The 19,444-nt window shown below is 61.7% G+C and carries 20 protein-coding genes; 6 read left to right on the top strand and 14 right to left on the bottom strand.

What is annotated here, in order from left to right; all coding sequences use genetic code 11:
* Positions 1 to 92 precede the first annotated feature (92 nt).
* The 4 genes from carA to ACSQ3O_RS16540 all read left to right on the top strand — a co-directional run bounded on the left by carA (position 93) and on the right by ACSQ3O_RS16540 (position 5,633).
* Entirely contained in the window at positions 93 to 1,256 is a 1,164-nt protein-coding gene (gene carA / locus ACSQ3O_RS16555; protein WP_436139702.1) for a glutamine-hydrolyzing carbamoyl-phosphate synthase small subunit, read from the top strand.
* A complete protein-coding gene (gene carB / locus ACSQ3O_RS16550; RefSeq protein ID WP_110959065.1) occupies positions 1,256 to 4,501 on the top strand; it encodes a carbamoyl-phosphate synthase large subunit in 3,246 nt (1,081 codons plus the stop codon). The genes carA and carB overlap by 1 nt, the downstream gene beginning before the upstream one ends.
* 200 nt (positions 4,502 to 4,701) lie before the next feature.
* Positions 4,702 to 5,178, top strand: a complete 477-nt coding sequence (greA, locus tag ACSQ3O_RS16545) for a transcription elongation factor GreA (RefSeq protein ID WP_137748311.1) — start codon at positions 4,702 to 4,704, stop codon at positions 5,176 to 5,178.
* A gap of 20 nt (positions 5,179 to 5,198) precedes the next feature.
* Positions 5,199 to 5,633, top strand: coding sequence for a DUF4149 domain-containing protein (locus tag ACSQ3O_RS16540; protein WP_436141137.1), 435 nt, complete (start codon positions 5,199 to 5,201; stop codon positions 5,631 to 5,633).
* A gap of 81 nt (positions 5,634 to 5,714) precedes the next feature.
* Here the strand turns inward: ACSQ3O_RS16540 and ACSQ3O_RS16535 are convergent, their stop codons facing one another.
* From ACSQ3O_RS16535 to ACSQ3O_RS16470, 14 genes are all read right to left on the bottom strand, one after another.
* The gene (locus ACSQ3O_RS16535) at positions 5,715 to 6,482 is read right to left on the bottom strand and encodes a glycosyltransferase (RefSeq protein WP_436139701.1); all 768 of its coding nucleotides are present in this window, start codon (positions 6,480 to 6,482) and stop codon (positions 5,715 to 5,717) included.
* Positions 6,482 to 6,955: a YhbY family RNA-binding protein gene (locus ACSQ3O_RS16530; protein ID WP_137748309.1), complete on the bottom strand. Its 474-nt coding sequence runs from the start codon at positions 6,953 to 6,955 to the stop codon at positions 6,482 to 6,484. Before ACSQ3O_RS16530 ends, ACSQ3O_RS16535 begins: the two co-directional genes overlap by 1 nt.
* A gap of 78 nt (positions 6,956 to 7,033) precedes the next feature.
* Positions 7,034 to 7,630, bottom strand: a complete 597-nt coding sequence (locus ACSQ3O_RS16525) for a recombinase family protein (protein WP_436139700.1) — start codon at positions 7,628 to 7,630, stop codon at positions 7,034 to 7,036.
* A gap of 273 nt (positions 7,631 to 7,903) precedes the next feature.
* Positions 7,904 to 8,851, bottom strand: a complete 948-nt coding sequence (locus ACSQ3O_RS16520) for a rolling circle replication-associated protein (RefSeq protein WP_436139699.1) — start codon at positions 8,849 to 8,851, stop codon at positions 7,904 to 7,906.
* Positions 8,852 to 9,220: 369 nt separating this feature from the next.
* Positions 9,221 to 10,141, bottom strand: a complete 921-nt coding sequence (locus ACSQ3O_RS16515; RefSeq protein ID WP_436141136.1) for a hypothetical protein — start codon at positions 10,139 to 10,141, stop codon at positions 9,221 to 9,223.
* Positions 10,142 to 10,217: 76 nt separating this feature from the next.
* On the bottom strand, positions 10,218 to 10,982 hold the full coding sequence (gene istB, locus ACSQ3O_RS16510; protein ID WP_374258801.1) for an IS21-like element helper ATPase IstB: 765 nt from the start codon (positions 10,980 to 10,982) through the stop codon (positions 10,218 to 10,220).
* Positions 10,983 to 10,987: 5 nt separating this feature from the next.
* Positions 10,988 to 12,634, bottom strand: coding sequence for an IS21 family transposase (istA, locus tag ACSQ3O_RS16505; protein ID WP_374258795.1), 1,647 nt, complete (start codon positions 12,632 to 12,634; stop codon positions 10,988 to 10,990).
* A gap of 87 nt (positions 12,635 to 12,721) precedes the next feature.
* Complete coding sequence (locus tag ACSQ3O_RS16500; RefSeq protein ID WP_436139698.1) at positions 12,722 to 13,042, bottom strand: hypothetical protein; 321 nt, start codon at positions 13,040 to 13,042, stop codon at positions 12,722 to 12,724.
* The gene (locus tag ACSQ3O_RS16495; RefSeq protein WP_436139697.1) at positions 13,039 to 13,338 is read right to left on the bottom strand and encodes a DUF2523 domain-containing protein; all 300 of its coding nucleotides are present in this window, start codon (positions 13,336 to 13,338) and stop codon (positions 13,039 to 13,041) included. Before ACSQ3O_RS16495 ends, ACSQ3O_RS16500 begins: the two co-directional genes overlap by 4 nt.
* A 3-nt stretch (positions 13,339 to 13,341) precedes the next feature.
* On the bottom strand, positions 13,342 to 13,887 hold the full coding sequence (locus ACSQ3O_RS16490) for a virulence factor TspB C-terminal domain-related protein (RefSeq protein WP_436139696.1): 546 nt from the start codon (positions 13,885 to 13,887) through the stop codon (positions 13,342 to 13,344).
* Between the two features lie 1,131 nt (positions 13,888 to 15,018).
* On the bottom strand, positions 15,019 to 15,222 hold the full coding sequence (locus tag ACSQ3O_RS16485; RefSeq protein ID WP_436139695.1) for a major capsid protein: 204 nt from the start codon (positions 15,220 to 15,222) through the stop codon (positions 15,019 to 15,021).
* Between the two features lies 1 nt (position 15,223).
* Entirely contained in the window at positions 15,224 to 15,436 is a 213-nt protein-coding gene (locus ACSQ3O_RS16480; protein ID WP_436139694.1) for a hypothetical protein, read from the bottom strand.
* Positions 15,429 to 15,617: a hypothetical protein gene (locus tag ACSQ3O_RS16475; protein WP_436139693.1), complete on the bottom strand. Its 189-nt coding sequence runs from the start codon at positions 15,615 to 15,617 to the stop codon at positions 15,429 to 15,431. Before ACSQ3O_RS16475 ends, ACSQ3O_RS16480 begins: the two co-directional genes overlap by 8 nt.
* Positions 15,617 to 15,946 (bottom strand): hypothetical protein, encoded by a 330-nt coding sequence (locus ACSQ3O_RS16470; protein ID WP_436139692.1) that lies wholly within the window; start codon positions 15,944 to 15,946, stop codon positions 15,617 to 15,619. The genes ACSQ3O_RS16475 and ACSQ3O_RS16470 overlap by 1 nt, the downstream gene beginning before the upstream one ends.
* Before the next feature lie 700 nt (positions 15,947 to 16,646).
* On the opposite strand from ACSQ3O_RS16470, the gene ACSQ3O_RS16465 reads away from it, so the two are divergent.
* Both ACSQ3O_RS16465 and ftsH read left to right on the top strand, forming a co-directional pair.
* Positions 16,647 to 17,309: an RlmE family RNA methyltransferase gene (locus ACSQ3O_RS16465; RefSeq protein ID WP_436141135.1), complete on the top strand. Its 663-nt coding sequence runs from the start codon at positions 16,647 to 16,649 to the stop codon at positions 17,307 to 17,309.
* A 173-nt stretch (positions 17,310 to 17,482) separates the two neighbouring features.
* Positions 17,483 to 19,402 (top strand): ATP-dependent zinc metalloprotease FtsH, encoded by a 1,920-nt coding sequence (ftsH, locus tag ACSQ3O_RS16460; RefSeq protein WP_137748307.1) that lies wholly within the window; start codon positions 17,483 to 17,485, stop codon positions 19,400 to 19,402.
* The last annotated feature ends 42 nt before the right edge of the window (positions 19,403 to 19,444 follow it).

Below are 19,444 nucleotides of genomic sequence, written 5' to 3'. Positions count from 1 at the left end.
AACCCATCTGAGAGCAGCCATTGGCACCATCGCACTTCGAGTGTGCGAATGGTCTGCAGGCGCCGGGCGACCGTAACCATCCGGAGAACCCAGTGCTTTTGTCTCTCAAGGGAAACTTCCCGCCCGCCATCCTGGCGCTCGCAGACGGCACGGTCTTTATCGGTAACTCGATCGGTGCCACCGGCACCACGGTCGGCGAAGTGGTGTTCAACACCGCCATCACCGGCTACCAGGAAATCCTCACCGACCCCAGCTACTGCCAGCAGATCGTCACCCTGACGTATCCGCACATCGGCAATTACGGCGTCAATGCGGAAGACATCGAGGCCGACAAGGTCCATGCTGCAGGCCTGATCATCAAAGACCTGCCACTTCTGGCCAGCAACTTCCGATCCACCGAAACGCTTTCGCAGTACCTCGTGCGCGAAAAGACGGTGGCCATTGCCAACATCGACACCCGCAAGCTCACCCGCCTGCTGCGCGACAAGGGTGCGCAGAACGGTGCCATCCTGGGCCTGGCAGCCGGTGAGACCGTCACGCAGGCGCGCATCGACGAAGCCCTGGAGGCTGCCAAGGCTGCGCCCAGCATGAAGGGCCTGGACCTGGCCCAGGTGGTGACCACCCCTGCGACCTACACCTGGGACCAGACCGAGTGGAAGCTGGGTGAAGGCTATGGCACGCAGGCTGCGCCGCGCTTCCATGTGGTGGCGTACGACTTTGGCGTCAAGAAAAACATCCTGCGCATGCTGGCCGAGCGTGGCTGCAAGCTCACCGTGGTGCCCGCCAAGACGCCAGCGGCCGACGTGCTGGCCATGAAGCCGGACGGCGTGTTTCTGTCCAACGGCCCTGGCGACCCAGAGCCCTGCGACTACGCCATCGAAGCCACCCGCCAGATCGTCGAAGCGGGCGTGCCCACCTTCGGCATCTGCCTGGGCCACCAGATCATGGCTCTGGCCAGCGGCGCCAAGACCTTCAAGATGGACAACAGCCACCACGGTGCCAACCACCCGGTGAAGGACCTGGACAACGGCCGCGTGAGCATCACCAGCCAGAACCACGGTTTTGCCGTGGACATGGCCTCGCTGCCCGCCACGCTGCGCCCCACGCACATCAGCCTGTTCGACGGCACGCTGCAAGGCCTGGAGCGCACCGACAAGCCTGCGTTCTGCTTCCAGGGCCACCCCGAGGCATCGCCCGGCCCGCACGACATCGCCTACCTGTTTGACCGCTTCACCGCGCTGATGGAGAAGAAATAATGCCAAAGCGCACAGACCTCAAATCGATCCTCATCATCGGCGCCGGCCCGATCATCATCGGCCAGGCTTGCGAGTTCGACTACTCCGGCGTGCAGGCCTGCAAGGCCCTGCGCGAAGAAGGCTACAAGGTCATCCTGATCAACAGCAACCCTGCAACGATCATGACCGACCCGGCCACCGCCGACGTCACCTACATCGAGCCCATCACCTGGCAGACGGTCGAGAAGATCATCGCCAAGGAACGTCCCGATGCCATCCTCCCCACCATGGGCGGCCAGACCGCGCTGAACTGCGCGCTGGACCTGTGGCGCAACGGCGTGCTCGACAAGTACAAGGTCGAGCTGATCGGCGCCACACCCGAAGCCATCGACAAGGCCGAAGACCGCCTGAAGTTCAAGGATGCCATGACCAAGATTGGTCTTGGCTCCGCGCGCTCGGGCATTGCCCACAGCATGGACGAAGCCTGGGCGGTCCAAAAGAGCGTGGGCTTCCCCACGGTGATCCGCCCCAGCTTCACGCTGGGCGGCACGGGCGGTGGCATTGCCTACAACCCCGAAGAGTTCGAAACCATCTGCAAGCGCGGCCTGGAAGCCTCTCCCACCAACGAGCTGCTGATCGAAGAATCGCTGCTCGGCTGGAAGGAGTACGAGATGGAAGTGGTCCGCGACAAGGCGGACAACTGCATCATCATCTGCTCCATCGAAAACCTGGACCCGATGGGCGTGCACACGGGCGACTCGATCACCGTGGCCCCGGCCCAGACGCTGACCGACAAGGAATACCAGATCATGCGCAACGCCTCTCTCGCGGTACTGCGCGAGATCGGCGTGGACACCGGCGGCTCCAACGTGCAGTTCTCGGTCAATCCGAAGGACGGCCGCATGATCGTCATCGAGATGAACCCGCGCGTGTCGCGTTCGTCGGCGCTAGCGTCCAAGGCCACAGGGTTCCCGATTGCCAAGGTCGCGGCCAAGCTGGCCGTGGGCTACACGCTCGATGAGCTGAAGAACGAAATCACGGGCGGCGCCACGCCCGCATCTTTCGAGCCTTCGATCGACTACGTTGTCACCAAGATCCCGCGTTTCGCGTTCGAGAAATTCCCCACGGCCGACAGCCGCCTGACCACGCAGATGAAGTCGGTGGGCGAGGTCATGGCCATGGGCCGTACCTTCCAGGAATCCTTCCAGAAAGCCCTGCGCGGCCTGGAAGTGGGCGTGGACGGCATGAACGAAAAGACCCAGGACCGCGAAGTGCTCGAAAAGGAACTGGGCGAGCCCGGTCCCGAGCGCATCTGGTACGTGGGCGACGCGTTTGCCATGGGCCTGTCGGTGGACGAGGTGTATGACCTCACCAAGATCGACAAGTGGTTCCTGGTGCAGATCGAAGAGATCGTGAAGATCGAGCTGGAGCTGGACAAGATCGCTGCAGAAAAGGGCGACGCTGCACTGGCATCGCTGGACGCCGACACGCTGCGCACGCTCAAGAAGAAGGGCTTCTCGGACCGCCGCTTGGCCAAGCTGCTCAAAACCACCGAGAAGTCGGTGCGCGAAGCACGCCGTGCCCTCAACGTGCGCCCGGTCTACAAGCGCGTGGACACCTGCGCTGCCGAGTTCGCCACCAACACGGCCTACATGTACTCCACCTACGAGGAAGAGTGCGAAGCCGCGCCCACGGACAAGAAAAAGATCATGGTGCTGGGCGGTGGCCCGAACCGCATCGGCCAGGGCATCGAGTTTGACTACTGCTGCGTGCATGCCGCACTCGCCATGCGCGAGGATGGCTACGAAACCATCATGGTCAACTGCAACCCTGAGACAGTTTCTACCGACTACGACACGTCCGACCGCCTGTACTTCGAACCGCTGACGCTGGAAGACGTGCTCGAAATCGTGGACAAGGAAAAACCACACGGCGTGATCGTGCAGTACGGCGGCCAGACGCCGCTCAAGCTCGCGCTGGGCCTGGAAGCCGAAGGCGTGCCGATCATCGGCACCAGCCCCGACATGATCGACGCGGCCGAAGACCGCGAGCGTTTCCAGAAGCTGCTGGGCGACCTGGGCCTGCGTCAGCCGCCCAACGCCACTGCACGTACCGAAGCCGAGGCCCTGGAAAAGGCGGCCACGCTGGGTTACCCCCTGGTGGTGCGCCCCAGCTACGTGCTGGGCGGCCGTGCGATGGAAATCGTGCACGAACAGCGCGACCTGGAGCGCTACATGCGCGAGGCTGTGAAGGTGAGCAACGACTCGCCCGTGCTGCTGGACCGCTTCCTGAATGACGCCATCGAGTGCGATGTGGACTGTTTGCGTGACCCTGAAGGCAAGACCTTCATCGGTGGCGTGATGGAGCACATCGAGCAAGCCGGCGTGCACTCGGGCGATTCGGCCTGTTCGCTGCCGCCGTACTACCTCAAGCAAGCCACGGTGGATGAGCTCAAGCGCCAGTCGGCTGCCATGGCCGAAGGCCTGAATGTGGTGGGTCTGATGAACGTGCAGTTCGCCATTCAGGAAGTGGATGGCAAGGACGTCATCTACGTGCTGGAAGTGAACCCCCGCGCCTCGCGCACGGTGCCGTTTGTCTCCAAGGCCACCGGCATCCAGCTGGCCAAGGTCGCGGCACGCTGTATGGCGGGCCAGACGCTGGCTTCGCAGGGCATCACCAAGGAAGTCACACCACCTTACTTCAGCGTCAAGGAAGCGGTGTTCCCCTTCGTCAAGTTCCCTGGCGTGGACACCATCCTCGGCCCCGAGATGAAGTCCACCGGCGAAGTCATGGGTGTGGGCAAGACCTTTGGCGAAGCCTTCGTGAAGAGCCAGCTGGGCGCTGGCACGAAGCTGCCGACTTCGGGCAAGGTGTTCCTCACCGTGAAGAACAACGACAAGCCCCGCGCGGTGGACATCGCCCGCCAGCTGGTGGCGCTGGGCTTCGACCTGGTGGCGACCAAGGGTACTGCTGCAGCCATTGCCGAGGCGGGTGTCCCGGTGGTGGTGGTCAATAAGGTCACGGAAGGTCGTCCGCACATCGTGGACATGATCAAGAACAATGAGATTGTCATGGTCATCAATACCGTTGAAGAGCGCCGCAATGCGATTGCAGACTCGCGCGCGATCCGCACCTCGTCGCTGCTGGCCCGTGTGACCACCTTCACCACCATCTTTGGTGCCGAGGCGGCCGTGGAAGGCATGAAGTACCTGGACAAGTTGGATGTGTATTCGGTGCAGGAACTGCACGCCCAGCTGGCGGCCTGACCGGGTTTTTGTGGTGGCTTTTGCCGCCGCAAACACGGCATAATCGCAACTGAACCAACACCGCCGCGCGGCAACGTGCGGCGGTTTCCTTTTGTAGATTGCCTTTTCACATGGCCTGGCTTGCCCAGGGTGTGGCATGGCGGCTGACCGGTGGAAGTGCTTTGCGCTTTCACCGTTTTGATTTGTGGAGTCTCAACAAAATGGCCACTATTCCGATTACCAAGCGCGGCGCTGAAAAGCTCAAGGAAGAGCTGCACCGCCTCAAGACTGTGGAACGGCCCGCCGTGATCACGGCCATCGCTGAAGCGCGCGCTCAGGGCGATCTGAGCGAAAACGCCGACTACGATGCGGCCAAGGACCGGCAGGGCTTTATTGAAGGCCGCATTCAGGAGATTGAAGGCAAGCTGTCCGTGGCCCAGGTCATCGACCCGAGCGCCGTGGATGGCGGCGGCAAGGTGGTGTTTGGTGCCACGGTGGAGCTGGAAGACGAGGATTCCGGTGACTCCGTGAAGTACCAGATCGTGGGTGAGGATGAGGCCGATCTGAAGCAAGGCCTGATCAATATCTCCAGCCCCATCGCGCGCGCGTTGATCGGCAAGGAAGAGGGCGATACCGCAGAGGTTCAGGCCCCTGGTGGCATCCGTCGCTATGAAGTGGTAGCCGTCAGCTACCTGTGAGCATCAAGGCCGCACAACGCATGCATCGCCGTCTTCCCGCCTTGGTGGCCGCCCTCTGGTGGGGGAGCCTGACCACGATCGGCTTTCTGGTGGTGCCTCTGTTGTTCGCGTATCTGCCGTCCCCCTCTGTGGCTGGCAACATGGCGGCCCGGCTTTTTGCTGCCCAGACCTGGGTGGCCGTGGCGTGTTGCCTGGTATTGCTGCTGATTTCCAGACCAAAAAACGCTGTGTCGCAATATCCATGGGCACAGGCTGCTATGCTTTTCATACTGGGAGGCCTACTGCTGGCTTTGCTCAACCAGTATGGTGTCGCGCCCCGCATCGTGGCCCGCCAGGATCTGCGTTTGTGGCACAGCGTGGGGTCGTTGCTGTACCTGCTGCAATGGGGTTGCGCGCTGGTGGTGCTGTGGCACACCTTGCGCCCGGATGGAGCCATCCCCAAGTCGGATGGCTGAGAGCAGGGCGGGGGGGCATTTGGGGATTGGTGCTGACTTTTGCGCTTCTGTCCGTATGCCGGTAGGGGGGCTGCGTGCCGCTTACTCGTGCCAGTGCTCTGCCACCCAGGCGGCGGGCCGGATATAGCGGAAACGGCGGTTGCGCCGTCCGGCCAGCGCGTCGGGGGGGTTGCATTCCCCGTGAAAAATCACAATGCGTGCACCAGGCGGTACAAAGGGCGCACGCCAGTAGTTGGTGGGCCAGGGCGGAATGCCGTGGTATTTGAAGCTCGGGCACCAAGCGGCAGGCCAGTATTGCAGCTTGCCCTGCCGGTGCAGGAAGTCTGACAGGTAGGCTTGCTCATTGCGGAACTGTGTGCGAATTTCGGTGAAATGCCCGCGAAAGTGCTCCAGCACGTCGGGATGTGCGCCCAGCTCGAATCGGTAAACCGATGAGTTGCCCGTGATGCGCCAGGGGCGCTTGTAGTCATGGATGATCAGGAATTCGCCGGGCTGGGTGAAAAAATCATCCAGCGATCCGGTGATCACCACGTCCACGTCGAGAAACAGCGCCGTGCCACGCAAGCCGTGCAGGTCCCTGCTGAAGGTCGCCAGCTTGGTCCAGCCCCGCTCGGGAATGCCGGGTGGCAGATCCAGCGGCGGGATGGGCAGGCATTGCACCTCACTGCGGATGCCTTTGTCGTCGTCCGTCAGGCAGACAAAGCGGAAGTCGCCGCTCAGATGTCGCCGCACCATGGCGTAAAGCCGGTTGACGTACTCGGGGCCATACTTCGTGCCCCATTTCATGCAGAGAATGTGGCGGACAGGCGCCGAGCCGACCGGGGCTGCAGATGCTGCCGCTGGATTCATCAGTCTGCCTGGCGCTTCTTGATGGATTTCTGCTTGGGCTTGGCGCGCTTGATCTGGCCCCCTGAGGTCAGGCGCTGGTTGCCCAGCACGCGCAATTGCTTGATTTCTGGGCGTTGGCCGCCCTGTTTGCTGAACTTGAGCACCTTGACATCGCGTGGGCCCGGCATGCGGTCTTCATCCACGGTTTTGGCTTTGGCAGGCATGGGGCGCCAGAGCACCAGCAGTTTGCCAATGTGCTGCACGGGGGCTGCATTGAGTTCGGCTGCGAGTTCCTGGTACATCAACTCGCGGGCGGCGCGGTCATCGCCAAAGACGCGGACCTTGATGAGCCCGTGGGCATTGAGGGCGGCATCCACCTCTTTCTTCACGGCAGGAGTTAGGCCATCGCCGCCGATCAGGACCACGGGGTCCAGGTGGTGGGCATTGGCGCGTTGTTCCCGGCGCTCGGCGGGAGTCAGTTGAATTTGGGGCATGGGCCGTATTATCGAGGCTGAAAGAAAAAAGTAATGAAAGTCAACACTTGGAGACGGCAACGACACCGACAACGCATGTCAAAGATAGTCTCTCAATACCGGGTACAGCCCGGTATTTTTTCGCCCAGCTCTTTCTGCACGCAAGCGACGAACCACTATGAGAGACACCCCAAAGTGACGCGCTGTTGCCGACTGGGTGGCACCGCCATCAATCATGGCCAAAACAGCCAATTCCTGCTCTGGTGAGAGCAACTTGGGACGCCCAAAGGTCACGCCCCGCTTGATAGCAGCGACCTGCCCGGCAACAGTTCTTTCCCGAGTAATTGACCGCTCAAGCTGGCCCACAGCACCCAGTATCTGAATCATAAAGATGCCGAGCGGGCTAGATGTGTCTAGCGGCTCAGTAAGCGACCTGATTGCAGCCCCTGAAGCCTTGATGCGATCAAGGATGGAGAGCAAATCCTTCAGCGACCGAGCAACGCGGTCCATTTTGTACACCACCAGAACATCCCCGGGGCGTAGTTGACCTAGCAGCTTCTGCAGCTCTGGCCTAGGTCCGACAGAACTGCCCTTTTCTTGACGCACCTCTAGCACGCCAGCCTTTGCAAGTGCATCCAGTTGCAAATGCGTTTCCTGATCCTTTGTAGACACGCGCGCATAACCGATCAAAGCCATTCACTCCCCCCATAGAAGACCCTGCGTTTTCCAGTCCCTGTTGGTGAGCGCGAAACGCAGCAGGGACCGAACGACGACCGCCTTACTGCAGCCGTATTGGGATGCTAGGTCTTCGATAGTTTTACCAATCGGTAAAGAAATAGGCACATCAAGGCGCGCATGCTTTGAGCGAAATTTCGCCACGCGCTGAGAATCACTTGCAGGCACTTTCCCACGGGCTGCGTTACCGGTAACAACACGCCGAACGACAGGAGCGGTAGCCATACCCACCCCTCATCCTTTCGACGCAGCCACAGCCCGTTTTGAGGGCAACTCGCCGTAGAGAACAAACCAGTCTTTCCACTTCGACAGCCGTTCAAGGACAACGGCGTGAACGTCCAAGAGACACGAATAAGCGGCCTCCCAAGCGGCCAGCGGTGTGGCGAAGTGGCCCATGTTGACGGGCTTGGGGACGTCAGGGGCGCCGAAGGCTGAATAGCGGTTAGAGAACGCCTCACCGTCGCGAAATGCCTTGACGATGTACTTTGCGATGTAGGAGGCGATCTGGGCCGGGCTGCGCCTGCTGGAGGCCTTACGCCGGGCTATGTCGATGTTGCCCTCACGTGCACCCGTCACAGAGCGCCAGATTGAACGGATGACGTTGAAGCTTTTCACCTTGCAGGGGAGGCCATGGGGGCCGGACTGGGTGAAGAACGTGGGGACATTGGCGGTAGCGATGTGCCAATGGATGGCGCCGCGCTTTTGGGTTTCGTACACGGCCACAGCACGGAATTCAGGCATGACGCGGCGGAGACGGCGCACGAACTCTTTCAAGTCTTTTTTGGCCTGCTTTACGCACTGTTCGTTTTGCCGGTAGGTGAGCGTTAGGAGGGTATCGGCGCCCATGGCTTTGCAGAGCTTGCGAACCTTCGCGTTTGCCCTGTTTGCGGCGATGGTGAGGGACTTCTCGCGCAGTTCGTCTGCGTTGTCTTCGCGATGCTTGATGACCGTCTCGAGGTACATCTCAAGCGCCATGGGGGACCAATCGAGCTCTTCCCACTTTGTTGGGGCTACCCCCGTCACCTCGATATGGCCGTTGCCCAGATCGTGGGCTTTGACGTTGATGCCATCACCCATCTTTCCCTCGAAAGCAACGAGGGGGACGCCACGGCGGTGCATATCGAGCAGCTCAGCGGGAGTGAATTTGGCAGTAGGGCGGGTTTCGTCGAAAATGCGGATCATGTTGACCAGTCGTAGTGGTTGACATCACGAACCCCGGACAGTTGGCGCTGTTGCGGGGTTCACCTTTTTCAGGCGTCTATGCCTGATGTTCCAAAGTGTTTATGGGATAAATCTAGGCCGGGCTTCGCCCGGCCCCGCCGCCGCGCTTCGCTCGCGTCAGCGGTGCCGGTGCGCAGCCATGCCACGCAGGGGTATCAAACAGATCCATCTGGATCAGCAGGAGGGGAGCAGTAACACGGGTACGGGCCGCACAACGGTTCACCATGGGGCCTGTCGCCCCATACCCCAACCCCCGAGCCTTCGGCGCGTGACTATTCGTCACTTCGGGGCCCCCGGTTTGTCTCTCAGAAACAGAGCGCATGCGGTACCTCACTGGGCGAGACTCGAACGCACCTGGGCATTCCGCGCGGCGAGGCCCTGCGCCCATTCGGACGTTGTTTTGAAGGGCTCAGGCTTTGCCGCAGGCATGGGGACAGGAACAGTGCGCGGCGGCGGCGCTTGAGCTACTTGCTGAGCGTCAGGGACCGCGACGGGGTGGGGCCGGTAGTCGCCCCTATCTCTGCGCCCGCTATCGCCCTTCTCCTGAGCTTTCCAGTCGATGAAGAAGCCTTGCGCCACGATCTGGAGGCACACGGAGCCGCTCACTTGCAACAGGGTGGCTTGCTGGGTGTAGCACTTGCAAACGTTGCCCATCTGGACGCACGCTGCGGGGTATGGCGCTTCGGTGGGCCTAGTCACATCGTCGTAGGCAGGGGCGCTATGGGGGAAGTCTTTCAGACGCGCAATGCGGTCGGCAATGTATTCATCTGCTGTGAGCTTCTGACGTTCGCGCGGCAGTGTGCCGGGCATGCCTTGACCTGGTGGGGGCATGCCTTGCGTAGCGTCCTGTTGCTTGGTCTGCTTTGTGACGTTGCCATAGACCTTAGTGATAGCGAAATAGCCAAGCGCGGGCACAAGCAATACGCAGGCGACGAGCATCCAGACCTGCTTTGGGATGCGCACCTTTGCGGTGTGAAGGCTGGCCGATTCGTACCAGTCATACACCTCCTTGGGATACGCCCGCATGCTTACGACACCACGGGCACCGGAGTTAGGTTGCTCGCACTTGAGTTCAGCAAAGTTGAACTTGAGTTCGCTCACCATGGCCGCGCCTGCGGTGCGCTTGAGGTGGCGGTGCCAACTGGGCGACTCGATCAGGCGCCGGATGTTCACATGGATCAGGCTTGGATGGGGCGTGATCATCCAGAAGTCAAAGCCACGGCGGCGGCGGTGCTGAGCTACCGCGTTGATGTAGTCAGGCCCCCGATGGCCACCCCAAACTGCTCCACTGTTGGCCAGTCAAACTGCTCCAGGCAGGACGGGGTGATTATGCGGGGTCTGAGGTGATGATCAGGCGTGCAGCAGCCTCTTTGAGCCTGTAGCTCTTGCCCTCGAACTCCAGCATGGCGCAGCGGTGCATGAGGCGATCGAGGATGGTGGTGGCCATGGTCGCGTCGCCCAGGTAGCGACCCCAGTCCTGCACGACGCGGTTGGAGGTGATGACGATGGAGCGGCGCAGCTTGTAACGCTGGTGGACCAGGGCCTGCAGCAACTCGGCGGCATGCTCGCTGATGCGCCTTGCCAGGAACAGGTCATCGAGCACCAGCAAGTCGGCCGCCACCCAGCCCTTGAGCAGACTGGCGCGCTCGTCGGCGTCGGCCAGCGCATAGCGAGCGAACTCGCTGTCAGCTTCGATGTAGGACACGTCATGACCGAGCAAGGTGGCTTGGTAGGCCACGGCCTTGGCGATGTGGCTCTTGCCGGTGCCGGGCTTGCCTACGATCAGGGCGTTGGCGCCTTCGCTGAGGAACTTCAAGGTGTGCAACTCGAAGCAGGCTGCGCGCGGCAGCTTTGGGTTGAAGCGCCAGTCGAAGTCGGCCAGGGAGGGCTTCTCATCCAGGCCGGAGAGCTTGAAGCGACGTGCCATCAGCCTGCTGTGGCGTCGGTCGAGTTCGTCTTGCAGCAAGGCTGAGAGCGTATCCAGAAAGGGCTCCTGAGCGGCCTGGGCCTGCATCAGGCGCGTCTGCAGGGTCTCAGCCATGCCTGACAGGCGCAGCTTGCGCAGGGTGGCCTCGATGTCGTGGGGGGTCATGGCGGTCATGCGAAGAAATCTCCTTGAGGTGTGATGGCGGGTGTCGTGGCCGCTGTGGCCATGGCGAAGAGTTCGCCGTACTCCTGTGGGTTGCGGATGAGGTCGTGCGTTTGCGTGGTGCTCGCGGGTGCGGCCTGCGTCGCTGTCGGGGCGGCATCGAGTTGGGCCAGAGCCTGCGCCACCAGGCGTTCGGTGATGGCCTTGACGTGGCGGTAGCTGTGCACACCGTCGTCGATGGCCTGGGCACAGGCGGTGTTGACCATCTGGCGTGGATAGCGGTCGGCCAGGTGCACGATGCCCCACAGCTTGCGCTGGCCCACACGGCCTTCGATGGCAAACAGCATCTGGCACAGCCGGGCGGCGTCCACGCCGATGGCATCGGCCTGCTTGAGGATGTGGAGGGTCTCGCGGGAGGGGTTGAAGACGCGCTCGTCCATGGGCAGCACCACGGTGCCTGGCCGCTCGGCCAAGGTGTGCGTGCGCAGCAGGGCCTGGGTCTGTAGGTCGCGAATCTCCAGGCGGCGCTCGAAGATGCGCACCAGCACCTTGGTGCCAATGTGCGCCGGCCGCGCGGCGTAGCTGCAATGGGCCACGCGCACGCAGCCGTCGTCGCACACGGTGCGCTGCTCGTCACGGAAGTACGCCATGGGCAGCGTGGGCAAGGGCTGCAGGTGGGGCCGCTCTTCTTCGAACATGGCCTGTACCTGGCGGCGCTCTGAGCCGTGGATGCGAGAGGCCGCCCACTTGGTCTCCCAGTGCTCCAGGTAGGTGTTCTGTTCTTCAATGGTCTCGAAGCGCTTGCCCTTGAGTGCCGTGGCCTGAGTGTGACCAATGGCATTCTCGACACTGCCCTTGCGGTTGGGGTCACGTACCCGCGCCGGGTCGGCCACGACCTCGTAGTGTGCCAGGGTGGCGGCGTACACGGGGTTGAGCTCGGGCTCGTACAGGTCGGGCTTGAGCACGCCTTCCTTGAGGTTGTCCAGGACCACGTATCGGCACGAGCCGCCAAAGTAGCGCCAGGCTTGTTCGTGCAGTTCGGCCCAGACCTGTTGGCCAGAATTCCAGACCACGCGGCGGAAACTGCGGCGCGAATACCGAAGCGTGGCCACGAACAGGCGTGGCTTGCGCCAGCGGTCGGTGCCGGGCACGCGGGTGGGCGCGCCTTCGCCGAAGTCCACCTGCATCTCCTCGCCGGGCAGGAAGCTCAGGCGGTCGAACTGCTCAGGCTCACGCACCCGGATGCGCGCCACGAAGCGTTTGACGGAGTTGTAGCGTGCAGCAAAGCCGTGGGCATCGACCAGGTCCTGGTAGATGGCCGTGGCATTGCGGCCCAAGCGCAACTGAGCTTCGATGAAGGCGCGGTGGGGCTCACACAGCGAGGTGGCCGCCGGCGCAGGCGCCAGCAGTAAAGCCGGTGGCCGGGGTGGAGCAGTTTGGCTGGCCAGGGGCACAACCAGGTCGGTGGCCACCCCGGGGCAGTTTGAATCGTCAGGCGACGGGGGCGGCGGATCGCCCTGGGCCTCAAAGCGCTTAGCCCAGGCGCGGATGGTGTGGCGGGAGATGCCGGTGCGGCGCTCAATCTCGCGCTGGGTGTTACCCGCGCGCAGGAGCGTCCAGATCGTGGTTTGTAGATGTGGCTTCAAGACGTTCACCTCGTGAATCCCCCCTTGTGATCAAGGGGGTGGAAGTTACGTCCTGCACGTCAGAGCTGAGGCGCCTGACTCACCGAAATCAATGGGTCAACTCACCCCGGCCAGGTGGAGCAGTTTGGGTGGCCATAAGTGGGGCAGTTTGGGTGGCCGCCGGGGGTCAGGCAGTTCGCCTTGGACCTTCGCGGGAAACTCGTTTTGGCACTCGTCCATCACGCAGATGGAGCCGTCTGGCAGGTCTTGCCACCTCTTCGGGTCGAATTCCTGCCAGCCCCAATCGAGCAAGACCTGCTTGGCCTTGAAGCCGTGGAAGTAGACGGGGCGGTTTTCTTTGAGTTGCTGCTCGCGTACGTCTTTGAGGGTGAACAGGGTTTTGCCCGCGCCGTTGCCGCCTGTCGTCAGATAGATCATTTCAAGACCCACTTTTTGAAGGTGTCGCCAGATACGCCGCTGATGACGGCGCGAGCAACAATTGCGCTGGTGATGATGCTGATGCACACACCAACTTTCATGAAGCCGATGAGGCCGAACAGATCAGCAGGCAGGCCACTGAGCGCAGAGATAGCGCCAGCCTTCAACCAGTCCAGCGAGGACGACACGCCGGTATAGGTCACAACGCTGATGCCCAGAGCGATCAGAACGCGGCCCGCGAGTGTGCCGACGAGGTTGATAAGCATGCCGCCGATAGCAGCGATGAAGATGGGCATGGTTTATCCCCTGGTGATGATGCGGGCGGCCATGAGCATGGACACGGCCACAAGGATGTTGCCGAGCATGGCAAGGTATTGACAGAGATTCGAGAGAGGCAGGGTGACAGAGGTGTGCCAGACCGTCAGATTGAGGTCACCGAAGCAACCGCCGCCGCCGATGGCGTCTGATGTATTGATGCGCCCGGCAATGCTGATGGTCTCGTTGCCGGGGAGGTTGCCGGTTTGGTTGCCCTCTTTGCCTTTGTTGTCCTGGTAGAGCTTCGACTCGGGTGACTCGTCATCAAAGAGCTTGCAGGCCCTGCGGTGCTGCTCTTGAGCAATGGCGCATTGGATGGCGTCGCCCTCACATGAAAAGCCACTCATGCAGGCACCGCCGAAGCCGCTTTGCTCCTCTTCGCCTTCGCCGTCACCATTCCCACCGCCACCACCACCGCTACCCCCGCCACTGCCACCGCCCCCGGGCTGCGTGTAGACACAGGTATCGCCAATCTTGACGGAGCCCGCAGGGCATGTGCCGTCGCCATCTGGTGGCGTGGGGTTCTTCACACAGAAGCGACCGCTTTGCGAGTAGCCAGCGGGGCAAGAACCATCAGGTTCTTTGGGCTTTGGCTCAGGGGGTGGGAGCGCCCCCGTCTCATCGCCCGGAGGGACCGGACGCGGACCACCGCCGCCCGTATCGCCACCAGTTCCGCCGCCCGTGTTGCCACCCGTGCCACCCCCAGTGTTGCCGCCTGTTCCACCAGTTCCGCCACCGGTGCCGCCAGTGCCCCCACCCGTGCCGCCGCCAGTGCCACCAGTACCGCCCCCGGTATTGCCACCGGTCCCACCCGTGCCGCCGCCAGTGTTGCCACCAGTCCCACCGGTTCCGCCCCCGGTATTGCCGCCCGTGTCACCGCCGCCAGGGCCTTGGGAGGATGAACCGCCATCACCGCCGCCAGTGCATGACGCACCAGTGAAGCGGCCAGCGCCGCTGCAGGAGGTTGACCCGTTGAATGAAACACAGATATCCGGCTTTATGCGCACAAGACAGGACTTGCCGCCGCTTTGCTCACAGATGTATGTGACCTGATCAGGCAGATCCGTGTAATCACCCGCCGGGCCCGCTTGGCAGTTGTTTTTCTTGCACTCGCCAGCTATGCGGGTGTATCCGGGGTCACAAGGCGGTGGATTGACACAAAAGCCGTTGACACGTACTTGACCGGGGTTGCAGTTGCGGGGAACGCAAGCGCCACCCTGCTCGATGTCATAAGGATTGGGGCAGGCGGTATCAGGGCCGCGAACCGGTATGCCAGTGCCGCCGCCGTTGTAGCCACTGCCCCAGCTGCTGGTGTAGGTGTAGTGGCACTGATCGCCATCAATGGCCGCAGTGATGACTGTGTTTGTGCCTGTTGCAGACAGGTACTGTGCGCCGACCAAACCGCTGCACGCATCTGCCGCACTTGTGCCGCGTGAGGTCTTATCGCCGTAGCTGATCGACCATGCTTGAAATGCAGCAAAGGCATTGCACGCAAACAGCGAGAGCAGCGCGGCGAGGGCTAGGCGGTGAAGATGAACCATGCGGCCCCCAAGACGGCGATGATGACGAAGAGGCCCATTTGTTTGCACCTTGAAGAAGCCCACCGCGTGAGCTTTTGCAAGGCCCCTGCCGGCCGGTCAGGGAGCGCTTGGGGCGACGGCTTAGGACAGAGCCTTGCGCACCCACTGGAAGGCCTTGACGCCCACGTAGATCAGCAGCACTGCGGCACCGATCGCGGCGATGGGGGCAGCTTGCAGAGCAATGTCCGCAGTCACTGCCGTGACGTCCACGGCGGCAGCATTTGCCGAGCCCACAGCGGCCAGAACACCAGCGGCGACGAGGCCGCGCTTGATTGCTTGAGTCATTTCAGGTTTCCTCTTTTGAAGTTGATGAATTGCCGTCGATGTTCAGAGCGCGGATGAGCATGCGAAATGCCCAGCCAACAGCCCAGACCGCGAGGACGGCGCCCGCGATTGCTGCCCCATCCGCTGTATCGAGTTGCAGCGGAGGGAGGCTTAATTCATGCACCACAGTCACCGTGCAGGTGCTGGGGCAGTCGATGACGACAGGGTCAGCCATGGGCGCGAGTGCGAGCGTCTGCAATGCGCTGGCGCTGGGCCATGCGGGCGTGAAGGCGCAGGGCCAGAACGTGCATGGAGCCAACGAGCAGTTGCCACAGCGCCGCGCCTATGAAACCGCTGCAGATGCCGACGATGGCCAACCGCTGGGCCACGTGGACGAGGTCGATTTCCGGGGACATTACGCGGCCTTGGGAGCAGCGGGAGTAGGCGCAGCCGTGCGGGCAGGGGGCACGGGCGTCAGGCTGGTGAGAACGGCCACCACATCACCCTTATCCGCGCCGTAGTCAGGCACGCGGAGCGCAAAGCCTGCGCGGAAGACGCCGACCGCCGCAACGTTCACCAAATCACGGGGAACGCGGAGACGGCCAACGGTTTCGAGCTCGCCGTCATCGTTGATCAGCGCCGTTCGGGCGATAGTGGACTCGTAGGGCTTGCCCGTGTCGGGGTTGATCTTTTTGCTGAGCTCTTGGGAGACCTTGAGGATTTGAATCGTGCTAGTGAATGCCATGGTGTGTGCCTCTATTGGCTGTATTGATGAAGGTCCACATTCACCCAGATGCTTCTGGCGCTAGGCCGGGCTGTTGATCACTGCGCGCTGGCCGCTGGGTGTAAAGTGGCGAACCCCAAACCGGTGTACAAGTAAACCAAATTGGGGTATTTCGATAGTAACCCGAACTGGATTACACATGCAAGACCTGAAACGGATCAATTCGCTAATTGACAGCGCCCGGCTCTACTGCCCCGAAGGGAGTGACGCGACGGTGGCGGCCAAACTGGGCATAGGCTCTAAGGTTCTGAGCAACTGGAGAACGGGCCACAAGACCCCATCCCTTGAGGCGCAATGCGAGCTGGCAGCGATAGGAGGCGTAAGCGTGCCCACGACAGCACTCTTATCGATGATGGAAAACGCAGAAGGCTTGCGACAAAGACGGTTTGCAGAGTCCCTAGAGCGTCAAATGGACCTCGAGGGAAACGCAAACCCGGTGCTGCGTGAGAGGATTAGGCAGATCACCACGAGCCACGAAATAGCATCCAGCACCATCGAGCGGCTTGCGCGAATCGATGAAACGCGTAAACCTAAGAACAAGAGCAGAGAAACGCTAGAGGCTGTAGTCGCACAACTGGACCCGACAGACGAAATCCAGGCGGGAGCAGCAAAGATGATCCAATCGATGCTGGACGCGTTCCCCCCAACCGAAGAAGCAGAGATGAAAGTCAAAACTCAGAGCAAGAAGGTCAACAAGGCGTGGTTGAACGACCACGTCAACGACACCTACGTCAAATTGGCCCAAAAAGAGGGATACCGCGCACGTGCAGCCTACAAACTCAAGGAGATTGACGAGCAGCTGGGCCTCATCAAACCGGGGTACACCGTGGTAGACCTGGGCTCGACCCCGGGTGCCTGGAGCCAATACCTGCGCCGACGCCTGTCACCCTCTGGGGCGGCGGCGGGGCAACTCAACGGCGCGATCATCGCACTCGACATCCTGCCCATGGAGCCCATTGAGGGCGTAACTTACCTCAACGGCGATTTTCGCGAGGCCGATGTACTCGAACGCCTGGAGCAGGCGCTCGACGGTCGCGTGGTGGATGTGGTGGTGTCTGATATGGCGCCCAATCTGTCGGGCATCGAGTCAGCCGATGCCGCCCGCATTGCCCACCTGGTCGAGTTGGCTGTGGATTTTGCTTGCAACCATTTGAAACCAGAAGGAGCACTGGTCGTCAAGCTGTTCCATGGCAGTGGCTACAGTGACCTGGTGACCCTTTTCAAGCAGACTTTCAAGGTGGTCAAACCGCTCAAACCCAAGGCTTCGCGCGACAAGTCGTCTGAAACCTTTCTGGTGGGCATGGGGCTCAGGAAGGCGGCCTGAGAGAGCTTGCCTCTGGTCAAGAATGCTTGAAATATGGCAGTAAAGCCCGCGCTGATTCCATGGCCGTGAGTGGGAATAAGAGTGGTCCCGCGGCTTGAAAGACCTAAAATGGGCCACACATACGCCGTGACGGCAGTGTGTCCGTTTTCTGTTCCCTGCAACTGGAGCCCCGCTTGAACAATCAGTGGTTTTCAAAAATTGCCGTATGGCTGGTTATCGCCATGGTGCTGTTCACGGTGTTCAAACAGTTTGACACCCGCACTGGCGCCAGTGCCGGGCACATCGGCTATTCCGAATTTCTTGACGAAGTCCGGAACAACCGTATCAAGAGCGCGACCATCCCCGAGGGCTTGAGTGGCGGTGAAATCGTGGCGATCACCACCGATGACCGCAAGATCCGCACCAACGCCTCTGTGCTGGACCGGGGTTTGGTGGGTGATTTGCTCAACCACAACGTCAAGTTCGACGTGAAGCCCCGCGAGGAAGGTTCCTTGCTCATGACCCTGCTGGTCAGCTGGGGCCCCATGCTGCTGCTCATCGGTGTGTGGGTGTACTTCATGCGCCAGATGCAGGGCGGTGGCAAGGGCGGCGCCTTCAGCTTCGGCAAAAGCAAGGCGCGCATGCTCGACGAGAACAACAACCAGGTCACCTTCGCTGATGTGGCAGGCTGCGACGAGGCCAAGGAAGAAGTCAAGGAAGTCGTGGACTTCCTTAAGGACCCGCAGAAATTCCAGAAGCTCGGCGGCCGTATCCCGCGTGGCCTGTTGCTGGTCGGCCCACCCGGCACCGGCAAGACCCTGCTGGCCAAGTCCATTGCTGGCGAAGCCAAGGTTCCGTTCTTCAGCATCTCGGGCTCGGACTTCGTGGAAATGTTTGTCGGCGTGGGCGCGGCCCGTGTGCGCGACATGTTCGACAACGCCAAGAAGAACGCCCCCTGCATCATCTTCATCGATGAAATTGACGCCGTGGGCCGCCAGCGCGGCGCCGGCCTGGGCGGTGGCAACGACGAGCGCGAGCAGACCCTGAACCAGATGTTGGTCGAGATGGACGGTTTCGAGACCAACCTGGGTGTGATCGTGGTGGCTGCCACCAACCGCCCCGACATTCTGGACGCTGCCCTGCTGCGCCCCGGCCGTTTCGACCGCCAAGTCTATGTGACGCTGCCCGACATCCGTGGCCGTGAGCAAATCCTGAACGTGCACATGCGCAAGATCCCGATCGGCCAGGACGTGGCCCCCGCGATCATCGCGCGCGGCACGCCCGGCATGAGCGGTGCCGACCTGGCCAACCTGTGCAACGAAGCCGCCCTGATGGCTGCGCGCCGCAATGCTCGCACCGTGGAGATGCAGGACTTCGAGAAGGCCAAGGACAAGATCCTTATGGGCCCCGAGCGCAAGAGCATGGTCATGCCCGAGGAAGAGCGCCGCAACACGGCGTATCACGAGGCCGGCCACGCCCTGATTGGCAAGCTGCTGCCCAAGTGCGATCCGGTGCACAAGGTCACCATCATCCCCCGCGGCCGTGCCCTGGGCGTGACCATGAGCCTGCCCGAGCAGGACCGCTACAGCTACGACCGCGAGTACATGCTCAACCAAATCAGCATGCTGTTCGGCGGCCGGATTGCTGAAGAAGTGTTCATGAACCAGATGACCACTGGCGCCAGCAACGACTTTGAGCGTGCCACGCACATCGCGCGGGACATGGTGACCCGGTATGGCATGACCACGGCCCTGGGACCGATGGTCTATGCCGAGAATGAAGGTGAAGTCTTTCTGGGCCGTTCGGTCACCAAGACGACGAACATGAGCGAACAGACCATGGAGAAGGTCGATAGCGAAGTGCGTCGCATCATCGATGAGCAATACAACCTGGCACGTCGCCTGATCGAAGAAAACAGCGACAAGATGCATGCCATGGCCAAGGCGCTGCTGGAATGGGAAACCATTGATGCGGAGCAACTGGACGACATCATGGCGGGCAAGGAGCCGCGTCCTCCCAAGGACTGGACGCCACGTACGCCTCCTTCTGGGGGGGACAGCTCCAGCGGTGGCACACCAGCAGTTGCTGCGGGAACCGCACCGACGGTAGCTTGAGCGTTCACTGCTGTTCCAGCAACGGGGCCTTGTGCCCCGTTT

This window comes from Acidovorax sp. LjRoot74, from assembly GCF_964254355.1.
Lineage (GTDB): Bacteria > Pseudomonadota > Gammaproteobacteria > Burkholderiales > Burkholderiaceae_C > Acidovorax.
The sequence above is the reverse complement of the archived record's forward strand: the minus strand, read 5'-3'. Positions and strand labels throughout refer to the sequence as shown.

Coding starts and splice junctions, on each gene's coding strand:
- ACSQ3O_RS16530 (WP_137748309.1), bottom strand. CDS start 6,955: ATGCCCCAAATTCAACTGACTCCCGCCGAGCGCCGGGAACAACGCGCC.
- greA (WP_137748311.1), top strand. CDS start 4,702: ATGGCCACTATTCCGATTACCAAGCGCGGCGCTGAAAAGCTCAAGGAA.
- ACSQ3O_RS16480 (WP_436139694.1), bottom strand. CDS start 15,436: ATGGCTGACCCTGTCGTCATCGACTGCCCCAGCACCTGCACGGTGACT.
- ACSQ3O_RS16500 (WP_436139698.1), bottom strand. CDS start 13,042: ATGATCTATCTGACGACAGGCGGCAACGGCGCGGGCAAAACCCTGTTC.
- ACSQ3O_RS16540 (WP_436141137.1), top strand. CDS start 5,199: ATGCATCGCCGTCTTCCCGCCTTGGTGGCCGCCCTCTGGTGGGGGAGC.
- ACSQ3O_RS16495 (WP_436139697.1), bottom strand. CDS start 13,338: ATGCCCATCTTCATCGCTGCTATCGGCGGCATGCTTATCAACCTCGTC.
- ACSQ3O_RS16525 (WP_436139700.1), bottom strand. CDS start 7,630: ATGGCTTTGATCGGTTATGCGCGCGTGTCTACAAAGGATCAGGAAACG.
- ACSQ3O_RS16535 (WP_436139701.1), bottom strand. CDS start 6,482: ATGAATCCAGCGGCAGCATCTGCAGCCCCGGTCGGCTCGGCGCCTGTC.
- ACSQ3O_RS16520 (WP_436139699.1), bottom strand. CDS start 8,851: ATGATCCGCATTTTCGACGAAACCCGCCCTACTGCCAAATTCACTCCC.
- ACSQ3O_RS16465 (WP_436141135.1), top strand. CDS start 16,647: ATGAAAGTCAAAACTCAGAGCAAGAAGGTCAACAAGGCGTGGTTGAAC.
- ACSQ3O_RS16485 (WP_436139695.1), bottom strand. CDS start 15,222: ATGACTCAAGCAATCAAGCGCGGCCTCGTCGCCGCTGGTGTTCTGGCC.
- istB (WP_374258801.1), bottom strand. CDS start 10,982: ATGACCCCCCACGACATCGAGGCCACCCTGCGCAAGCTGCGCCTGTCA.
- ACSQ3O_RS16470 (WP_436139692.1), bottom strand. CDS start 15,946: ATGGCATTCACTAGCACGATTCAAATCCTCAAGGTCTCCCAAGAGCTC.
- ACSQ3O_RS16475 (WP_436139693.1), bottom strand. CDS start 15,617: ATGTCCCCGGAAATCGACCTCGTCCACGTGGCCCAGCGGTTGGCCATC.
- carB (WP_110959065.1), top strand. CDS start 1,256: ATGCCAAAGCGCACAGACCTCAAATCGATCCTCATCATCGGCGCCGGC.